Annotated in this window: 22 protein-coding genes; 11 read left to right on the top strand and 11 right to left on the bottom strand. The window is 65.5% G+C overall.

The window, feature by feature from the left end; all coding sequences use genetic code 11:
• Window positions 1-115: 115 nt before the first annotated feature.
• Both ACNJYD_RS21165 and ACNJYD_RS21160 read left to right on the top strand, forming a co-directional pair.
• Window positions 116-1063 (top strand): helix-turn-helix domain-containing protein, encoded by a 948-nt coding sequence (locus ACNJYD_RS21165; protein ID WP_439363205.1) that lies wholly within the window; start codon window positions 116-118, stop codon window positions 1061-1063.
• A gap of 50 nt (window positions 1064-1113) precedes the next feature.
• Window positions 1114-1704, top strand: coding sequence for an NADPH-dependent FMN reductase (locus tag ACNJYD_RS21160; RefSeq protein ID WP_212258446.1), 591 nt, complete (start codon window positions 1114-1116; stop codon window positions 1702-1704).
• Window positions 1705-1711: 7 nt separating this feature from the next.
• On the opposite strand, the gene ACNJYD_RS21155 is transcribed toward ACNJYD_RS21160, so the two are convergent.
• Complete coding sequence (locus ACNJYD_RS21155; RefSeq protein WP_212258448.1) at window positions 1712-3793, bottom strand: methyl-accepting chemotaxis protein; 2082 nt, start codon at window positions 3791-3793, stop codon at window positions 1712-1714.
• 85 nt (window positions 3794-3878) lie between these two features.
• Window positions 3879-4319 carry a DUF1810 domain-containing protein gene (locus tag ACNJYD_RS21150; RefSeq protein WP_212258450.1) on the bottom strand — a complete coding sequence of 147 codons (441 nt, stop codon included), beginning with the start codon at window positions 4317-4319 and terminating at the stop codon, window positions 3879-3881.
• Between the two features lie 191 nt (window positions 4320-4510).
• Here ACNJYD_RS21150 and ACNJYD_RS21145 point away from each other — a divergent pair, with 191 nt between their 5' ends.
• From ACNJYD_RS21145 to ACNJYD_RS21135, 3 genes are all read left to right on the top strand, one after another.
• Complete coding sequence (locus ACNJYD_RS21145; protein ID WP_246571668.1) at window positions 4511-5461, top strand: DUF2778 domain-containing protein; 951 nt, start codon at window positions 4511-4513, stop codon at window positions 5459-5461.
• Window positions 5462-5527: 66 nt separating this feature from the next.
• Window positions 5528-5785, top strand: coding sequence for a hypothetical protein (locus ACNJYD_RS21140; RefSeq protein ID WP_036000273.1), 258 nt, complete (start codon window positions 5528-5530; stop codon window positions 5783-5785).
• A 121-nt stretch (window positions 5786-5906) separates the two neighbouring features.
• The gene (locus ACNJYD_RS21135) at window positions 5907-6998 is read left to right on the top strand and encodes a TRAP transporter substrate-binding protein (protein WP_212258454.1); all 1092 of its coding nucleotides are present in this window, start codon (window positions 5907-5909) and stop codon (window positions 6996-6998) included.
• A 131-nt stretch (window positions 6999-7129) separates the two neighbouring features.
• Here the strand turns inward: ACNJYD_RS21135 and ACNJYD_RS21130 are convergent, their stop codons facing one another.
• From ACNJYD_RS21130 to ACNJYD_RS21105, 6 genes are all read right to left on the bottom strand, one after another.
• A complete protein-coding gene (locus ACNJYD_RS21130) occupies window positions 7130-7912 on the bottom strand; it encodes an ABC transporter ATP-binding protein (protein WP_212258456.1) in 783 nt (260 codons plus the stop codon).
• Window positions 7900-8955 carry a dihydrodipicolinate synthase family protein gene (locus tag ACNJYD_RS21125; RefSeq protein WP_172788538.1) on the bottom strand — a complete coding sequence of 352 codons (1056 nt, stop codon included), beginning with the start codon at window positions 8953-8955 and terminating at the stop codon, window positions 7900-7902. The genes ACNJYD_RS21130 and ACNJYD_RS21125 overlap by 13 nt, the downstream gene beginning before the upstream one ends.
• A 6-nt stretch (window positions 8956-8961) precedes the next feature.
• Window positions 8962-9783, bottom strand: a complete 822-nt coding sequence (locus ACNJYD_RS21120) for a GNAT family N-acetyltransferase (protein ID WP_172788539.1) — start codon at window positions 9781-9783, stop codon at window positions 8962-8964.
• Window positions 9770-10807 (bottom strand): NAD-dependent epimerase/dehydratase family protein, encoded by a 1038-nt coding sequence (locus tag ACNJYD_RS21115; protein WP_172788540.1) that lies wholly within the window; start codon window positions 10805-10807, stop codon window positions 9770-9772. Before ACNJYD_RS21115 ends, ACNJYD_RS21120 begins: the two co-directional genes overlap by 14 nt.
• Before the next feature lie 17 nt (window positions 10808-10824).
• Complete coding sequence (locus ACNJYD_RS21110) at window positions 10825-11595, bottom strand: ABC transporter permease (protein ID WP_439363204.1); 771 nt, start codon at window positions 11593-11595, stop codon at window positions 10825-10827.
• Window positions 11596-11678: 83 nt separating this feature from the next.
• Window positions 11679-12326, bottom strand: coding sequence for a TetR/AcrR family transcriptional regulator (locus ACNJYD_RS21105; protein ID WP_172788542.1), 648 nt, complete (start codon window positions 12324-12326; stop codon window positions 11679-11681).
• Window positions 12327-12426: 100 nt separating this feature from the next.
• Here ACNJYD_RS21105 and ACNJYD_RS21100 point away from each other — a divergent pair, with 100 nt between their 5' ends.
• The 5 genes from ACNJYD_RS21100 (at window position 12427) to ACNJYD_RS21080 (ending at window position 16009) form a co-directional block, all read left to right on the top strand.
• Window positions 12427-13443: an ABC transporter substrate-binding protein gene (locus ACNJYD_RS21100; RefSeq protein ID WP_439363203.1), complete on the top strand. Its 1017-nt coding sequence runs from the start codon at window positions 12427-12429 to the stop codon at window positions 13441-13443.
• Window positions 13444-13835: 392 nt separating this feature from the next.
• Window positions 13836-14534 carry a septum site-determining protein MinC gene (minC, locus tag ACNJYD_RS21095; protein WP_439363202.1) on the top strand — a complete coding sequence of 233 codons (699 nt, stop codon included), beginning with the start codon at window positions 13836-13838 and terminating at the stop codon, window positions 14532-14534.
• 21 nt (window positions 14535-14555) lie between these two features.
• A complete protein-coding gene (gene minD / locus ACNJYD_RS21090) occupies window positions 14556-15371 on the top strand; it encodes a septum site-determining protein MinD (protein WP_036022837.1) in 816 nt (271 codons plus the stop codon).
• Window positions 15368-15649 carry a cell division topological specificity factor MinE gene (gene minE / locus ACNJYD_RS21085; protein WP_172788545.1) on the top strand — a complete coding sequence of 94 codons (282 nt, stop codon included), beginning with the start codon at window positions 15368-15370 and terminating at the stop codon, window positions 15647-15649. The genes minD and minE overlap by 4 nt, the downstream gene beginning before the upstream one ends.
• 174 nt (window positions 15650-15823) lie before the next feature.
• Complete coding sequence (locus ACNJYD_RS21080) at window positions 15824-16009, top strand: hypothetical protein (protein WP_172788546.1); 186 nt, start codon at window positions 15824-15826, stop codon at window positions 16007-16009.
• A gap of 21 nt (window positions 16010-16030) precedes the next feature.
• Here the strand turns inward: ACNJYD_RS21080 and ACNJYD_RS21075 are convergent, their stop codons facing one another.
• Both ACNJYD_RS21075 and ACNJYD_RS21070 read right to left on the bottom strand, forming a co-directional pair.
• Entirely contained in the window at window positions 16031-16279 is a 249-nt protein-coding gene (locus tag ACNJYD_RS21075) for a hypothetical protein (protein ID WP_212258781.1), read from the bottom strand.
• Between the two features lie 113 nt (window positions 16280-16392).
• Window positions 16393-16785, bottom strand: a complete 393-nt coding sequence (locus ACNJYD_RS21070; protein ID WP_212258465.1) for a hypothetical protein — start codon at window positions 16783-16785, stop codon at window positions 16393-16395.
• Between the two features lie 127 nt (window positions 16786-16912).
• Here ACNJYD_RS21070 and ACNJYD_RS21065 point away from each other — a divergent pair, with 127 nt between their 5' ends.
• A complete protein-coding gene (locus tag ACNJYD_RS21065; protein ID WP_172788548.1) occupies window positions 16913-17695 on the top strand; it encodes an SDR family NAD(P)-dependent oxidoreductase in 783 nt (260 codons plus the stop codon).
• A gap of 1 nt (window position 17696) precedes the next feature.
• Here the strand turns inward: ACNJYD_RS21065 and ACNJYD_RS21060 are convergent, their stop codons facing one another.
• Window positions 17697-17927 (bottom strand): DUF6894 family protein, encoded by a 231-nt coding sequence (locus tag ACNJYD_RS21060; protein ID WP_025035960.1) that lies wholly within the window; start codon window positions 17925-17927, stop codon window positions 17697-17699.
• Between the last annotated feature and the right edge of the window lie 28 nt (window positions 17928-17955).

The following is a 17955-nucleotide window of genomic DNA, read 5'->3' as shown; positions in this document are numbered from 1 at the left end:
CATTTAATCAGGACATAGTTAGGATCGATTCTGACGAAATAATCTAAGGAGGAAGCGAACCGGCACCCCGCGGCCGGACGCACATCCAGAGCGGCGCGGCATTTTTTCTTGTTCCATGAACAGCATTGACGATGTGCCGAGGTCGGCACTCAAAACATTTCGCTTTTCAGACGTCGACGAATTTCGAAACGCCATACGCGGGCTGAACTTCGAATTCACCCCTTTTGTGCGGAAGATTTCGGCTGAGCAGACAATCCTCGCCTTGCCCGGCTGCGACGTGAATTTGACGCGCGCGTTTCCGCGGGTGGTTGACGCACAACTCGTGGAGAATTGCACTGCGATCGGCTTCACGATGGACGATCTCAACGTGCCGATTCGCTTCAACGGCTCGCAACGTGCGCGACCGGTCGTGGTCATAGGCAACCGCGGAGCGGCCTACACCACCATCGAGGAGGTCCAGCGGCAAATCGCCTCGGTGATTTTCCGGCCCGAGGTGAGGGATCGTGGTTGGCCGCTCACGCTCTCGAGCTTCAAGATTTTTGAAATCTCCACGGTCGGCTTGCAGCGGTTGCGCGGCGTGGTTCGCGAAGTGCTGGCCGAGGCGTCCGGCCCGGTCGAGGCGCAGGAGCTCTTGTTGAAGGGCGCGGCGATGAAGGAGTCCCTGCTCGGAGCCGTCGACGAGGCCTTTGCAACGATCGTTTCGGCCCGCTGGACCCTGGGTCCCAACGACGGACGGAATTTCAAGATGTTCCAGGACATCCGCGCGCTGCTGTCTGAGGACCTGTCGGAGCCGATTTATAGCGATGAGATCGCGCGCAAGCTCGGGCTGTCCGTTCGCACCATGCACGACGTCGTTCGCCGCTATCGCGGCATGAGCCTGCACCGCTACTTGCGTCTGCACCGGCTGTGGCTGGTTCGCCGGCGCCTTATAGCCGGGGCCGACAGCGTCAAGGCGGTGGCGCTGGCGTATGGCTTCTGGCATCTCAGCGATTTCTCCAGAAGCTACCGCGACCAGTTCGGCGAGACGCCGTCGCAAACGCTGGACCGCGGTCGCAGAAGGTAGCGCGACAAATCGGGTAGGGCTGGGCGCCGGTTTCGTGCTACCGTTCGGCCATGAGCAATCGCATTCTCGTTCTCTACGGTTCCTACCGTTCCGACCGCATGGGCATCCGCCTTGCGAATTTCGTCATCAACCGGCTGCGCGGCCGCGGCGAGGACGTCGAGTTCATCGACGCCAAGGCGATCGGGCTGCCGATGCTGGACCGCATGTACAAGGAACATCCCAAGGGCTCGGCGCCGGAGGCGCTGGAGAAGCTGGCCGGGCAGATCCGCGACGCCGACGGATTCGTCTTCGTCACCGGCGAGTACAATTGGGGCATCCAGCCCGGCCTGAAGAACCTCACCGACCACTTCCTGGAGGAATGGTTCTGGCGCCCGGCCGCGATCGTGAGCTATTCGGCCGGCCGGCTGTCCGGCGCCCGCGCGGCGACGGCCTGGCACGGCACGCTCTCGGAGATGGGCATGGTGGTGGTGTCGAGCACCATCGGCGTCGGCCCGATCGCGCAGACGCTGTCGGAAGCCGGCGAGCCGATCGGCGACGGCGGCAAGGCCCTGGAGCGCGCGTTCCCGCGCTTCGCCGACGATCTGGCCTGGTGGATCGAGGCGGCGAAAGCACAACGGGCGCGCAAGGCACCGCCGTATTGACGTCGCGCTACGCCGCCCGGACCTCGCCGAGGAAACGCTCGAATTGGCCGGCGAGATCGCGCGACTGGGTCGAGAGCTGCTCGGCTGCGCCCAGCACCTCTCTTGCCGCGGCGCCGGTGTCGTCGGCGGCGCGCTGCACGCCGGAAATGTTGCTGTTGACCTCCTGCGTGCCGCGGGCGGCCTCCTGAACGCTGCGGGCGATCTCCTTGGTGGCCGAGCCCTGCTCCTCGATCGCCGCCGCGATCGCGGTGCCGATCTGGTCGATCTCGGCGATGACGTCGGCGACGTTGCGGATTGCCGCCACCGTCTCGTCGCTCGCGGACTGGATCGCGGTGATCTGCTCGGAGATCTCGGTCGTGGCCTTGGCGGTTTGGCCGGCCAGCGACTTGACTTCGGAGGCGACCACGGCAAAGCCGCGGCCGGCTTCGCCGGCACGGGCAGCCTCGATGGTCGCGTTCAGCGCAAGCAGGTTGGTCTGCTCGGCGATGCTCTGGATCAGCGTCACGACGTCGCCGATCTTCTGGGCGCCCTCGGCGAGCGTGCGCGCGGTGTCGCCGGTGCGGCGGGCATTGTCGACGGCACGGGCCGCGATCTCGGTGCTTTGCGCGACCTGACGCCCGATCTCCGCGATCGAGGAGGTCAGCTCTTCGGTGGCGCTCGCGACGGTCTGCACGTTGGTCGAGGTCTGCTCGGAGGCGGCGGCGACCACGGCGGCCTGGCTGTTGGTCTGCGCCGCCGTCGAGGTCATCGACTGCGCGGTGCTTTCCATCGCCGCCGAGGCTCGCGAGAGGCCGCCGACTAGCTCGGTGACCTTGGCCTCGAAGGCGCGGGTGAGATCGTCGAGCGCCTGGGCGCGGCGCATCTTGCCGTCGTTCTCGGCCTGCTTCTCGGCCGCGAGCCGGTCGGCCCGGATCATGTTGTCCTTGAACACCTGAACGGCCGCGGCCATCGCGCCAATCTCGTCGGAGCGCTCGGCGCCGGGAATCTCTTCCGCAACCTCACCGTCGGCGAGCCGCGACATCCGCGTCGTCAGGCCGACGATCGGCGCGCAGACGCGGCGGCGAACCGTCACGATGAGCCCGGCGCTGGCCATCAGCACGGCGACAAGGCCGACGAGGGCGATCGTGAAGCTGGTGCGCGCGGCGGAGGAAGCCCCGGCGAGGATCTGCTCCGCGTTGTCGTAGAAGGCATCGCGGACCTCGATGACGGTGGACAGGCCGCGCTGCGTGGCGGCGTAGTAGGTATCCACGTCGTGCTCGTACTTGCCGGTGACGGCGCCGTCCTTCGCCAGCTTGAGCTCGCGGCCGAACTCCTCGACATAGACCGAATTGAACTTCTCCAGCGCCGCGGCGACGTTGGCGGGCGTTGCCGGATTGCCGCGCAATTCCAGCAGCGCCATCACGAGCTGGTCGTTGCGGCCCTGCGAGCGGCTGATGTCGGCCTTCTCGGCATCGGTCGCCGGCTTCTTCCCACCAACGAGATTCTTGTGCAGGCTCGAGTTGAAGCCGCCGACGTCGCGCAGCGTCATCGCCATATTGGCGTAGCTGGCCTGCCGGTAAGCGTCACCGTTCAGGATCGCCATGCGGCGGACCTGCTCGTTGAGCAGCGCGGTCACGCCGCCGTTGAGCACGGCATTGTCTGCGACGATCTTCTTGGCCGCGTCCTTGCGCGCATCGGCGGGACCTGCCAGCGCCTTGTCGATGGCCTCGCGCAACGCGATGAACTTCGCGTTGATGCCGTCGATGTTGCTGCCGATCGTGGTGCCGTCGTCGAACGGGCCGGGCAGCTCCTTGCGCAGCGCGTTCATCTTGTCGCGGGCGCTGTCGGTCTGCTTGCGCAGCTTGTCCTGCTCGGCCAGCAGCGCGGGGTCGATGGCCGCAGGCCCGTACAGGATGTTGGTGGAATAGCCGCGCTCCGGATTGAGATAGCGCGGGATGTCGCTGACCGCACGGACGATCGCGAGCCGCCCCTGCGCCTCGGTGATCCGCTCCATCGTCTGGTATTTCGTCACGGCAACGTAGACGGCGAGGCCGCCCCCGACGGTCGAGAGCGAGACGATGGCGCTGGTCAGGAGCGTACCGATTTTCATGGTCAGTCCGGCAAATAACGGAGAATTATTTTGCCCGGACGATAGGGCGGCCATGTTAATCTGCGGTTTACGCTACCTGGCCGGCTCAGCCGGATGTCCGCTCGAGCCTGGCAAGGATCTCCAGCGTGGCGCCGTCGCGCTCGCCTGCGAAATATCGGGCGAGCGCCTGATCGAAGACGGGCTCGTCGGATACCGCGCCGAACAGCGTCATCGACGAGCGGAATTTGGCGTCATCCGGCGCGCCGAGGATCGCGTTGATGGTCCGGCCCTCGACCGCGAGCACCAGCCTGGTGCATTCGATCAGCCGCCCGCCCAGGATGGGGTGGGTGAGATAGGCCTCGGCTTCAGTGCGGGAGCCGATGGCGTAGCGCTGCGACATGGCGCTGACGCCGAGACCTGCGATCTGGGGGAAGATGAACCACATCCAGTGAGTCTGCTTCCGGCCCCGGGCTAGCTCGCCCTGGACGTCGCGAAAAACCGGGTTTTGGGCGTGGACGAACCGTTCTAGGTCGAAAGTATCGGTCATCGGATACCCCCGAAGGTGTCCTACCGGCCCCGATTATGCCTAACTTTTGGCTCCCAATGTGGTAGCTGGTATAGAGTCTCCGGGTGGGGTGGGTAAGCCCCCGGGGTCGATTTGGGGATCTGATGGTTTCCGACGCAGCACACGCCGAAAGGCTGTTGTCGCGCCGCCGTGTCGGGCGGGCTGAAAGGATTCTGCTGTCTCTGGCAGGGATCGCGCTGGCGCTTGGCGCCGCCGCGTGGGTCGCCGACATCAGCGATTCGACCCCGCTTGTCTCCGCCGCGTTGCCGCCGGCTAGTGCCCCCTCATTCGAGGACCGTTTCGCTTCGGCCTCCGCCGGCCCGTCGCCGCGCGAGCTCGGCCTGCGGGTGTTGGAGCGCTCGGCGGTGAATGCGGTCCAGCTCAAGCTGCGGGACGCCAAGGCGATGCTCGCCCAGAAGCTCCAGGGCGACGACTGGCGCTCGATGCTGACCGAGGACGACCGGTCCGCGGCCGAGGAGGCGAGGTCCTCGCAGCGCGCCGACGCCATCCCGATGCCGCGCGCGCGCCCGGTCCAGGCGGACTTCTCCGCCCAGATCGCCTCCAGCCAAGCCTATGCGGACACCAACCTCAGGGTCGACAACCGCAATTTCTTCGAAAAATTCACCGACAAGATCAAGCTGGCCTCGCTGACGCCCGGCGACGGCCTGTTCAGCAAGGCGCCGGATCTCGCCGCTCTCGGCTACGATTCGCGCACGGCGGTCTACGATATCTCGGCCAAGGCGGTTTACCTGCCGAGCGGCGTGGCGCTGGAAGCCCATTCCGGCCTGGGCGCGCTGATGGACGACCCTGAACATGTCGACCGGCGGATGGTCGGCGCGACGCCGCCGGCGACCTACGACCTCAAGCCGCGCGAAAAGCCATTCCACGGCGTCCGTGCGCTGCGCATGACCCCGGTCGAAGGTACCAGCGCGCTCGGCCGCGTCGGGCTGCTCACCCACAACTACTTGCTCGGGCCGCGCGGCGATTCCAACGGCTGCGTCTCGATCAAGGACTATGATCGGTTCATCAAGGCCTACGACAATGGCGAGTTCAACCGCCTGGTCGTGGTGCCAAACCTGCGCGGAGCGGCGACCGCCTCGCAGCGCGCGAGCACCGATTCCTGAAATTCGCCTGCGACGGCGGGGCTGCCGTTTCCCCTTCGTTAAGCCGTCCTCGTCCAGAAGCAGCCCATGAGTGATCCATCCAATTCCGAAACCCCGCTGCGCACGACGTTCAAGATCAAGCTGAACGGCGACACGTTGGCGATCGCGACCGTCGGCCAGGCCTATCAATTCCTCACCAACTTCAAGTCGGTCGAGTGGATGGAATTTCGCTCGCTGCACGAGGATGCCGTCGCGGCCCTGGAAGGCGCCGCCGGTAACGCCATGCTGGCGGTGCAGGCAACCAACGCCGTGCGCGCGCTGTTCGTCAGCGCCAAGCTGCTTTGAAGCGAGCTACAGGCCGTTCTGTCGCATCTTGAACTCCGCTTTGGGAACGGGCAAACGGTCCGCGAAGACCGTTGCCGCGCAGCCGCATGTTTGAAAATTACTTCAAGGGAGAGTCCTCATCATGAAACGCCGTACATTCTTGAAAGGCGGCGCGGTTGCCGGCGCGACGACGCTGGTTGCTGCACCTGCGATCGCGCAGAGCGCGCCCGAGATCAAATGGCGCCTTACCTCGAGCTTTCCGAAGTCGCTCGACACCATCTACGGCACGGCACAGACCTTTGCGAAATATGTTGCCGAGGCCACCGACAACAAATTCCAGATCCAGACTTTTGCCGCCGGCGAGATCGTCCCCGGCCTGCAGGCGCTGGATGCGGTCAGCACCGCCTCGGTGGAGTTGGCGCAGACGCCGCTCTATTTCTACATCGGCAAGGAGCCCGCGCTGGCCTATGCCACCGGTGCGCCGTTCGGCATGAACCATCGCCATCAGGAATCGTGGTGGCATTTCGGCGGCGGCGCCGATCTCACCAACGAGGCGCTCAAGCCGTTCAAGGCGCACGCCATCCTCTGCGGCAATTCCGGCACCCAGATGGGCGGCTGGTTCCGCAAGGAGATCAAGACCGTCGACGACCTCAAGGGTCTCAAATTCCGCATCGCAGGCTTGGGCGGCCACGTGCTGGCAAGGCTCGGCGTCGTGCCGCAGCAGATCGCCGGTGGCGACGTGTATTCGGCCCTCGAGAAGGGCACGATCGATGCCGCCGAATTCGTCGGTCCCTATGACGACGAGAAGCTCGGTTTCCACAAGGTCGCCAAGTACTATTACTTTCCCGGCTGGTGGGAAGGCGGTGCCATGCTGCACATGGTGGTCAACGACGAGAAGTGGGCCTCGCTGCCCAAGCACTATCAGGCGATCGTCAACCAGGCGGGCGCGGCGGCCGGGGCCTGGATGCTCGAAAAATACGACAGTGTGAATCCGGCGGCGCTCAAGCGCCTGCTCGCAGGCGGCGCGGAGCTGAAGGCGTTCCCGCAACCCGTGCTGGAGGCCTGCTACAACGCGACGCAGGACCATCTGAACGAGCTCGCCGCCAAGAGCGACCTGTTCAAGCGGACCAAGGAGAGCCACGACGCGTATATGAAGGAGCTGTTGTTCTACACGCAGATCGCGGAGAATTTTTACGACAATTATCTGCTGAGCAAGATGCGCAACAAGAGCTGAGCGTATAGCTCTCGTAGGGTGGGCAAAGGCGCACTTGCGCCGTGCCCACCATCTTTCCGGGAATCGGATAGAGGTGGTGGGCACGCTTCGCTTTGCCCACCCTACGGGACTACGAGATCTGAGCGAGCGGCCTACGCCGCCCCCAGTCCCAGCTTCGCATAGATCCGCCGTGCATAGGCGCCGAACGCGTCCGTGGTCTTCAGCGGAAGGTCGCGCGGGAAGGGCAGGTCGATCGCGAAATAGTCGGCCATCTTCGCCGGGCCCGAGGTCAGCACGGCGCAATGCGACGACAGGAACACCGCCTCCTGGATCGAATGCGTGACGAAGATGATGGTCTTGCCGCTCTCGCGCCAGATCCGCAGCATCTCCAGATTCATCTGCTCGCGCGTCAGCGCGTCCAGGGCGCCGAACGGCTCGTCCATCAGGATCAGTTTTGGATCGTGAATGAAGGCACGCGCGATCGCGGTGCGCTGCTGCATGCCGCCGGACAGCTGCTGCGGATATTTCTGCTCGGAGCCGGCGAGCCCGACCAAGTTGAGCAGATCGCGCGCCCGCTCGCGCGCGGCCTTCATCGGCAGGCCGACGATCTCGGCCGGCAGCAGCACGTTGTCCAGGATCGTCCGCCACTTCAGCAGCAGCGCCTGTTGGAACACCATGCCGATGTCACGCGTCGGATCGAACGGGCTGTTGGCATTGCCTATCCTGACGCTGCCGCCGTCGGCGCCATGCAGGCCGGCCAGGATCTTCATCACCGTGGTCTTGCCGCAGCCGGACGGGCCGACCAACGAGACGAGTTCACCCTCAGCCACGTCCATGGTGACGTCGGATACGGCGAGAAATTCGGCGCCGCCGCTCCGATAGACCTTGCGGACGCCTTGCAGGCTGATGAACGGGTCTGAGCTCATGCCAGCCATTTGTTCAAGTTGGCGGCGACGAACTGATCATCGCTGAGGTCGGCGTGCTCGCGCGTGACGCGGTCGATCTCCTCCTTCTGGCCTGGGCTGAGGCCCTCGTTCGGATCGAGGCACCACAGGCTCCGCATCAGGCCCTGGCGCCGCAAGACTTCGTGGCAGCCGGCGATGCAGCCGTGAAAATTGTTGGCTACATCGAAGAAGGCGCTGTTGCAATCGGTGACGCGGGCATCGAGCGCGAGCAGGTCGGCGGGTACGCTGTCCTTGTGCCGCGCCGCCTTGCAGCGCTCGAACTGCTTGATCGCTTCGGCCGTCCATACCGACCAATGGCCGAGCAGGCCGCCTTTGAAATAGGTGCGGGTGGTCACGCCTTTGTCGCGAAGATCGAACGGCAGCACCAGGTCGAGCAGGATGTGATCGTCATTGCCGGTGTAGAGCGCGACGCGGTCGAGCGCGCTCGCCGCCGCGACGCCGCGCAGGACATCGAGCGTGCGGTAGCGGTTGAACGGCGCGACCTTGATGGCAATGACATTGTCGATCGAAGCAAAGCGTTGCCAGAACCGGCTGGACAGGATGACGCCGCCCACCGCCGGCTGGAGGTAGAAGCCGACCAGCGGGATTTCTGCGGCAACGGCCGTGCAATGCGCGATGATCTCGTCCTCGGAGGCGCTCTTCATCGCGGCGAGGCTGAGCAGGCCGGCGTGGTAACCGATATCGCGCGCGGTGCGGGCCTCGCTGACCGCTTGCTTTGTCGGACCCGCGAGGCCGGCGACCATCGCCAGCGGCCGCGTGGTCCAGTTCGCGGCGGTCTCGGCGGCGAGCTCGAGCACGGGACGGTAGAGGCCGACATCGCGGATCGCGAATTGCGTGGTGTGCACGCCGACCGCAAGGCCACCGGAGCCGGCGTCGATGTAATAGCGCGTCAGCGCGCGCTGGTGCGTCTTGTCGAGCTGGCGCTCGGCGGTCAGCGCGAGGGGATGTGCCGGCAGCACGGTGCCTTCGGCGATCAGCTTGCGGATTTCGCCATTGATCTGGCTGTGGTGCATGATGTCCTATCCGAATTCGGGGCCGGCGACGGCGAACGGCGTTTCGTCCGCAGCGATGGTAGTGGGGCCGAACCGCATGCGCTGAAACGGGCGCTCGATGGTCCAGCCGGAGGCGGTCAAGCCGTCCAGCAACGCGGTTTGCGAGGCGACCGCATCGAGCAGCAGCGGGCCGGTCTCGGTGCGCATGATCGCCTCGACCAGAGCCAGAGCTGCTGCGGCATCGTCGGCCAATAGCGGGCCGATATGGCGGGCGGTGCGGCCGTCGCGGACCAGCGCAATGGCGCCATTCGCGGCGAGGATGCGCGAGCCAGGACGCTGGGCGAAGGCAGAAAGAAGGGCGGTTCGGTCGAAGCCGGTGGCCCGCCGGTCGCGCGCACAAAGCGCATCGAGTGTTGCGGATGACGATGGCGCCGCTTCGGCACGTCCGGGCCTCGCCAGCTTCAGGCGGCGCAATTGCAGCGTCGGCGTAAACCCGAGCGGTCCATAGACGGCGGCGCCGTCGGGCGTGGCATCGAGCCAGCTCGTCAGGCCGTTCTTGCGCGCGGTTTCCAGGCAGGCATCGACCAGGCGCGTTGCAAGGCCGCGGCGGCGGTGCGTGCCTGATACCAGCACCATGCTGACCCAGGCGTTGTTGCCGGAATAGGGCAGCAGTGCTGCGGTGGCGACCAATCGCGCGCCGTCGCGGATGCCGAACACGACACCATCACGCAGGAAGATGCGCCAGTCCTCTTCGGTCTGGTTCCACTGCGCTTCCGTCGAGAGCGCCAGAGCGGCGATCGCATCCTGGACGCCGAGCTTGAGGATGGGTGGAGCGTCAGTAGCGTCCATCGCGCACCTCGTATTTGGTGGGCTTGCCGAGGCTCGGCATGGCACGAGAGACCCAATCCGCGGTCCAGGCGATCAACTGCTCGGTATCGACGACGGGCAGGCCGAACAGCTCGACCGCCTTTGACGTGTCGGTCAGCCACGCCGTCGGCTCTTCCTTGCCCGTCAGCACCGGCGCGCAGCCGAACCTTGCCCCGAATTTCTCGGCGAGATCGCGTACCGCCAGGATCTCGTGACCGCTGACATTGATCGGCGAGGTCGGCGTCGTGCAATAAGCGAGACAGCGCAGCGCCTGTGAGGACGCATCGCCCTGCCAGATGAAGTTGACGTGGCCCAGGCTGACATCGATCGGCGTGCCGGTCAGCACTCTTGTGGCGATATCGTGCAGCACGCCGTAGCGCATGTCGATCGCGTAATTGAGGCGGAACAGGCGGCCCGGCGTGCCGAATTTGCGGGAGAAATGTTCGAACATGCGCTCGCGGCCGACGCAGGACTGGGCGTATTCGCCGGGCGGGTTCGGCGCCATGTCCTCGGTCGAGCCCTGGCCGTCGACGGGAACGAACGGATAGATGCAGCCGGTCGAGAACGCGACGATGCGCGAGGACGGGAACGCCTGCGCGACCAGCGCCGGCACATGCGCGTTCATCGCCCAGGTCAGCGACAGATCGCCCTCGGCGCCGAACTTGCGGCCTGCCATGAAGACGATGTTCGGCGCTTTCGGCAGCGCCGCGATCGCCTTCTCGTCCATCAGGTCGCAATTGATGGTTTCGACCCCGCGCGCCTGCAGCCAATCCTTGACGCTCGCGTCGCTAAAGCGGGCGACGCCGATGATGCGGCGATCCGGCACGGCGGCTTTCGCGAGCCCCGCCAGCGTCGGACCCATCTTGCCGGCGACGCCGAGGATCATGATGTCGCCCTCGACCTTGGCGAGGTCGTCGATCAGCGCCTGGCTCGGCCGGCACAGGAGATCGTCGAGGGCTGCGACGTCGGGGATGGTTTTCGGCAACGTCTGGCGGGTCAGGAGCATGGATTCGTCCTTGGTCTTCAGGTCTGTCTCGCATCGCCGACCACGAACATGCGTTCGAGGGCGAGCACGAGGCCGTAGAGAGCGACGCCGAGCAGCGTCAGCAGCACGACCGCCATCACCATCGCGGGCGTGTCGAGCGAGGACTGCACCTGGATCATGAGGTAGCCGAGCCCGCGCTCGGAGGCGATGAACTCGCCGACGATGGCGCCTGCGACCGCCAGGATGGCGCCGACCTTCATGCCGGAGAACACGTAAGGCAGCGATCCCGGCAGCTGGATCTTGCGGAACAGCGTCCAGCGCGAGCCGCGCAGCGATTTGACGAGGTCGAGCAGGTCAGGCTCGACCTCGCGCAGGCCGCGCGCGGTGGTGAGCAGGATCGGGAAAAAGCAGATGCTGAAGGCGATCAGGATGTTCGGCACAATGCCGTAGGAGAACCAGACGATGAAGAGCGGGCCGAGCGCGACCTTCGGAATCATGTTCAGCGTCACGAACAGCGGCAGCAGCACGAGGCTCAGCAACGGCGCCCAGCTGAAGATCACCGCGAGCGCCACGCCGACGAATGCACCCAGTGCGAAGCCGCCGAGGATCTCGATCGCCGTCACCAGCGTGTTGGCGCCCCAGGCATAGCCTGTGGTTCCCAATGTTTGGATCGTCGCGAGCGGGGAGGGCAGGATGAATTTGGGCACGTGGAAGGCGTCGACCGCGACCTGCCACAGCACGAGCACGGCGAGGTGCACGATCAGGATGATCGCAAAGCTGCGCGAGGCGCGTGCGCTGTCTCCTGCCACCGACTGCTCCCGTTGTCGGCAGTCACCCTGCCGCCGGCTGCAAGCCTAGCCGTCCTCCAGGGAAGTTTCAACCAGGCGGTTGATTATGGCCGGAGCGACTGCAGCACGAGATCCGCGACATGCCGTCGCCGGGCGCGCCGTGCGCTGCGGCTCGACAGGTCCTTGCCGAAGATCGCCGACAGCGTCGGCGTGTTGGAGAAGAAGAAATAGCTGAGGCCCGCTATCGAGATATAGAGCTGGATGGGGTCGATCCCCTTGCGGAACACGCCCACGCGGACCCCTTCGTGGAGGATGTGCGAAACACTCTTCACGAGCGGTGAGTGCATCGCCTCCAGCCGGGTCGAGCCGCGGACGTGGCGGGCGCCGCCGCGGTTCTCGTCGTTCAAAAGCACGATGAAATCAGGGTTCGCCGCCAGGTGATCGAACGAAGCTTCGATCAGCTTGCGGATCGCCTTCTCCGGCGCCAGACCCTCGAGATTGAGTCTGCGCTCCTGCGCGCGGATGTCCTCATAGACCCATTCGAGCACAGCGAGGTACAGAGCGTCCTTGTCGCCGAAATAATGATAGACGAGCTGCTTGTTGACGCCGGCGCGCTCGGCGATCTCGTCGACGCGGGCGCCCGCAAATCCGTGCCGGGCGAATTCCTGGCGCGCCGCGGTCAGCAGCTTCCTGCGGGTGGCGACGGGGTCGCGGCGCTGCGGCACGGTGTCGCCAGATCGTTTTGCGGGCATTTCCAACCAAACAGTTGACAAGTGAAGGGCGGGCTTGTTGCATTGGTATCCTCACAAGGGGAGAGCGACAAGCCGGGTCGCGGCAACGAGGAGAGATGCGATGAAGCGTTTGCAGGCGGCGGGCTCTGCCCTGATCTTGGCCTTGGGGCTCGGTGTGTCGGTCGCGCCCGCGCATGCGGGAGAAGCCGTCAATCTGATCCTGAACTGGACGCCGACGGCCGACCACTCGCCCTATTATTTTGCCAAGGCGCAGGGCTGGTACGAGAAGGCCGGCATCGACCTCACCATCGAGACCGGCAAGGGCTCCGGCGTCTCCGCCGCCAAGGTCGGTTCGGGCGGCTCGCCGTTCGGCGTCGCCGATCTCGCCACTATGCTGGTGGCCAAGAGCAAGGGCGCCGACGCCGTTGCGGTGATGAGCGTCTATGCCAATACCGGCCAGACCTTCTATTGGCTGAAGAGCTACGGCGTGAACGGCGTGAAGGATTTTGCCGGGCACAAGATCGGCAATCCGCCGGGCGATGCCTCGCGCGTGATGTGGCCGGCCTTCGCCAAGGCCGCAGGGCTTGCGCCTGATTCCGTCGGCTTCGTCAATGTCGGACCGACCGCGAAGATCGCAGCGCTGAAGAGCCACACCGTGGACATCATCAGCGACTTCTACAACGAGCACGACCTCAAGGTCATCGAGTTCGGCCAGGACCTCGGCTACGTCAACTGGAAGGACATCGGGCTCAACCCTTATGGCAATTCGCTGATCGTCAACGGCGCTTACTTGCAGAAGAACCCGAAGGTCGTCGAAGACTTCGTGCGCGTTACGCAGAAGGCCTTTGCAGCCTGTGTCGCCGACGTCGCGCCATGCCTGAAGGCGCTGCTCGATCAGGTCTCCGGTCTCGACAAGGAGAATCAGGAGCGCCAGTGGGAGCGCATCAAGTTCCTGATGACCGACGAGTTCACCACGAGCAAGGGGCTCGGCTGGATCGACGGCGAGCGGATGAAGAAGGACTATGAGCTGGTCCAGACCTATCTCGGCATGGAGAAGCCGTTCGACGTGACGACGGCGTTCACGACCAGGATGCTGGACCAGAGCATCAAGATGGACGCGAGCAAGGTGAAGAAGTAGGGGGCAGTAGTCACCCCATACTCCGTCACGGCGAGCGCAGCGAAGCAATCCAGAGTCTTTCCGCGAAGGCAGTCTGGATTGCTTCGCTGCGCTCGCAACGACGGTGTGGAGAGAGTGTGCCTCGCCCTCCGCTCTGCCCCGGACGCAGCGTAGCGTCCCTTCGACGGCGCGCTGCAGAGCCGGGGCCCATTTCGCCGAGAGCGTAACCCGGGGCGGTTGGGTGCCGGCTCTGCGCAGCAGCGTTGCACGCTGCAGCGCGTCCGGGACACGAGACCGGCGCCAACCGATCTCCGGCTCACCCCCGTCCACATAACCCCACGGGACATTAACCAGCCGTTAACCATATCCGCCGCATCGTTAACCATTCAATAATAGGGAACGAGTCGGCCGCCATGGAGGCTGCAGCAAAAGTCCAACGCCAAATGGTGCGCCTGCGCGGGCGGTCCTATGTGGCTTTCGTGTTCACACCGACGGTTCCGGTCCAGGACTGGCTTCACGAGATCGATGCCACGATTGCGCGCTCGCCGGGCTTCTTCGCCGGCCGGCCCGTGGTGATCGACCTGTCCTCGGTCGATCTCAGCCAAGCCGGCATCGGCCATCTGCTCACCAGTCTGCAGGACCGCAACATCCGCGTGCTCGGCATCGAGGGCGTAGAGGAGGCGAGGCTGACCCCGACGATGCCGCCGCTGCTGTCGGGCGGACGTAGCTGCGTGGTCGAGCCGAGCGCGCCGAAGAAGGCCGACGTGAAGGCCGAGACCAAGCCGACCTCCCTGCTGCTCGATAGCCCCGTGCGCTCGGGCCAGACCGTGATCTTCCCGGACGGCGACGTCACCATCCTCGGCTCGGTCGGCTCCGGTGCCGAGGTCGTCGCCGGCGGCTCCATCCACGTCTACGGCGCGCTGCGCGGCCGCGCCATGGCCGGCGTCAACGGACACACCAGCGCGCGCATCTACTGCCAGAAGATCGAGGCCGAACTGCTTGCAATCGACGGGTTTTACCAGACTGCGGACGACATCGACGCCGCCTTGCGCGGCAAGCCGGCGCAGGCCTGGCTGCAGGGGAATACCATGCGAATTACAGCACTGAACTGACCAGCAAAGGAGACATTTCAGATGAGTAAGGTACTGGTCGTGACATCAGGCAAGGGCGGGGTCGGCAAGACCACGACGACCGCCGCGCTGGGAGCTGCCTTGGCGCAGCGCGGCGACAAGGTGGTCGTCGTCGATTTCGACGTCGGCCTGCGCAACCTCGATCTCGTGATGGGGGCCGAACGCCGCGTCGTGTTCGATCTCATCAACGTCGTGCAGGGCGTCGCCAAACTCCCGCAGGCGCTGATCAAGGACAAGCGGCTGGAGAATTTATGGCTGCTGCCGGCTTCCCAAACCCGCGATAAGGACGCGCTGACGGAAGAGGGCGTCGGCAAGGTCATCGCCGAGTTGCGCAGCCGGTTCGACTGGGTGATCTGCGACAGCCCGGCCGGCATCGAGCGCGGCGCCTCCATGGCGATGCGCTTTGCCGACGAGGCCGTGATCGTCACCAATCCGGAAGTCTCCTCGGTGCGCGATTCCGACCGCATCATCGGCATGCTCGATTCCAAGACGGTGCGGGCCGAGAAGGGCGAGCGCGTCGAGAAGCACATCCTGATCACCCGCTACGATCCCTCGCGCGCCGCGCGCGGCGAGATGCTGACCATCGATGACATCCTGGAGATCCTTGCCACGCCCTTGCTCGGCATCATCCCCGAGAGCCAGGACGTGTTGAAGGCCTCCAACGTCGGCACGCCCGTGACTCTGTCGAATGCCGATGGAGCGCCGGCACGAGCCTATATGGACGCGGCCAAGCGCCTCTGCGGCGAGAACGTGACGATGCACGTTCCTGCCGAGCGCAGAGGATTTATGGACCGCCTGCTGCGACGGAGGGCTGCATGAGCATGGGTCTGCTTCGACTTCTCCGCGGCAAGAAGGCCTCGGCACCCGTCGCGCGCGAACGCCTGCAGATCCTGCTTGCCCATGAACGCGGAATGCGCGGCCAGCCCGATCTGCTCGGTGTGCTGCGTGAGGAAATTCTCGCCGTCGTGTCCAAGCATGTGACGCTGGACCCGACCAAGGTCATCGTCCGGCTCGAGCGCGGCGACGAGGTCTCGACCCTCGAGGTCGATATTGAGGTGCCCAACGACATCGAGCGGAAAAAGGTGGCGGTCGCGTAGGGACGCGGCCGCAGCCTCCCGTCTTGGGGTGGGTGAGAAGGCGGTCCGCCGGGCATGGCGGGCCGCCTTTGTCTTGCCGCTCACATCGATGGGACGGAACGCGCCCCGCGCCTCGACCGTTGTATCAACCCGCGGCAGCGTTGCACCGCGGCCGGTCAGAACGGGAGAGCGCCCATGATGTCCGAGGTCCAGGTCCATACCGTTGCCAGGCAGATGCTCGAAAAGCACGGCTTTGCTGCGATCGCGAAGGCCGCGGAGCAGGCCCAGGCCTGCGAGGGCCGCGGCGAGGCCGACGAGGCGAGGGAATGGCGTCACATCGTGGACGCCATGAAGATCATGCGCGGCCCGCATCAGAGCTGACATTCGCACGCGCGAACGTCTTCAACGCTCCTCGCGATCGGCGCCTTGCTGCGACGTGCGATTTTGTGTCTGTGGCTGCGCGCGCTCGCCCGATTCCCTGCAGGGCAGCGGTTCCCACGTGCCGTCCGGCGCCTGCTGATAGGCACTGCAGGACGGCGAGGTGGACTTTTCCGCGGCCCTCTGGGCGTCGGAATTCCTCGCCAGGGCGGGCGCAGTCAGCACCGCGGCGGCTGCAATCGCGCCGGCGAAAACGAAATGGATATTCCGCATGAGGACCTCCTGTTCGAATTCGGAAAGAGGCCGCATGCTTTCGAGCATTGTGACGTTTTTGGGCCGCGGCAGAGGTTCCGTCGCGGCGTGCTTAACGCGGCAACGCCGGGGCGCTAGCCGCCCTTGCTCCGGATCAGGCCGGCGAGATTGGTCTTCTGGGCTTCGCACCAGCCGGACATGCCGAGGCGGCGCTGGTCCATGTCGGTCGCCTGGGTCGCAACCGCGACTTCCGCCATCAGATCGTCGTCCTGCTTCTCGCCCATCTTGCCGCCGGTGTGCATCCAGGCGATCGCCTTGCGCACTTTCTCGGTGGTGCCGTCGGGCAGTTGCATCTGCTGCGCCCTCTGCACGAGGTCCTGATAGACGAGATCGGTGTTGGGGCACTCGACCTTGGCGGCGAAGGCCTGCAACACCATCGTCACATAGGTCGCCCGCGGCGGCGCCTCGCCCGCGAGGGCCGGCGCGGCCAACAGCAACAGGGCCGTCATCAGAAAACCGGTGCGCATCCTTGGGACCTCCTCCGTTTTCCCGAGAGGCTAGCGTCCGGCGCGCCGCTCCGCAATGGTGCGCGGTGCGATTGTCGTCCGTCGGGGCGGTGGGCTAACCTGCTGCTTCCCAGCATCGGAGCGCGACATGAGCCTGTTCAGCACGCCGTTCGATCCCGCACGCGACACCGCGCTCGTCACCGGCGCGGGCAATGGCATCGGCCGCGCGATCGCGCTCGGCCTGGTCGGCGAGGGCGTCCGCACCGTGTTCGCGGATGTGAGCGCGGAGCGGGTGCGCGCCGCGATCGGCGCGAGCGAGAGGCCTGGTCTCGCCGTGCCCTGGGTCGGCGATCTCGCCAGCCTCGAGGCCTGCGATGAGCTGCTGACGGCCGCACACGCCGCGCTCGGCGAGGTCACGCATTTCGTCCACAGCGCCTCGCCGCCGCGACGCGAGGCCGATCATGCGCTCGCGGTCGATCGCAAGACCTGGCAGGAGATGCATGCCGTCAATCTCGATGCCGGCTTTCACCTCGCTCGCGCGCTGGCAAAGCGGCTGATCGCGGCGAAGCGGCCGGGTTCGTTCCTGTTTCTGACGTCGCTGCATGCGGGCACGCCGCGCAACCTGCCGCATTATTCGACGGCAAAGGCCGCCATGGCGATGCTGGCGAAGGAGCTGGCCAAGACGCTCGGACGTTACGACATCCGCGTCAACGCACTGGTGCCCGGCGCGATCGCAGCCGGCGGGTTCGTCGCCGATCCCGCGCTGGCGCGGCACATTCCGCTCGGGCGGCTCGGCGAGGCCAATGACCTCGCACCGATGGCGCTCACGGTGCTGTCGAACAAGCTGTCCGCTTACGTCACCGGCGCAGCCTTCGTCGTCGACGGTGGATTGTCGCTGACGAACTGGTTCGAGGCGCCGGCGCTGGATTAGCCTAGCGCTGCCAAGCCGGCACCGGATCGAGCGGCGTGCGATACAGCTCGTTGTGATCGCGATCGGTGACGCGCACCGCGCAGCCCTTCTGCTGCAGCTCCGGCTTCACCTGCGACAGCTCGCAAGCCAATTGATCGGCGCGATCGGAGGCAACCTCGATGTCTTCGAGGATGATTCCACCCTGGTTCTTGAACTCTTCACCAACCACGAGATCGAAATAGTAGTAGGGCATCCGAATTCCCCGGTGTGACGATCTGAGC

It is taken from the genome of Bradyrhizobium sp. SPXBL-02 (assembly GCF_051853065.1).
In the GTDB taxonomy this organism is placed as follows: domain Bacteria; phylum Pseudomonadota; class Alphaproteobacteria; order Rhizobiales; family Xanthobacteraceae; genus Bradyrhizobium.
This window is presented reverse-complemented; position numbering and strand designations above follow the sequence as displayed.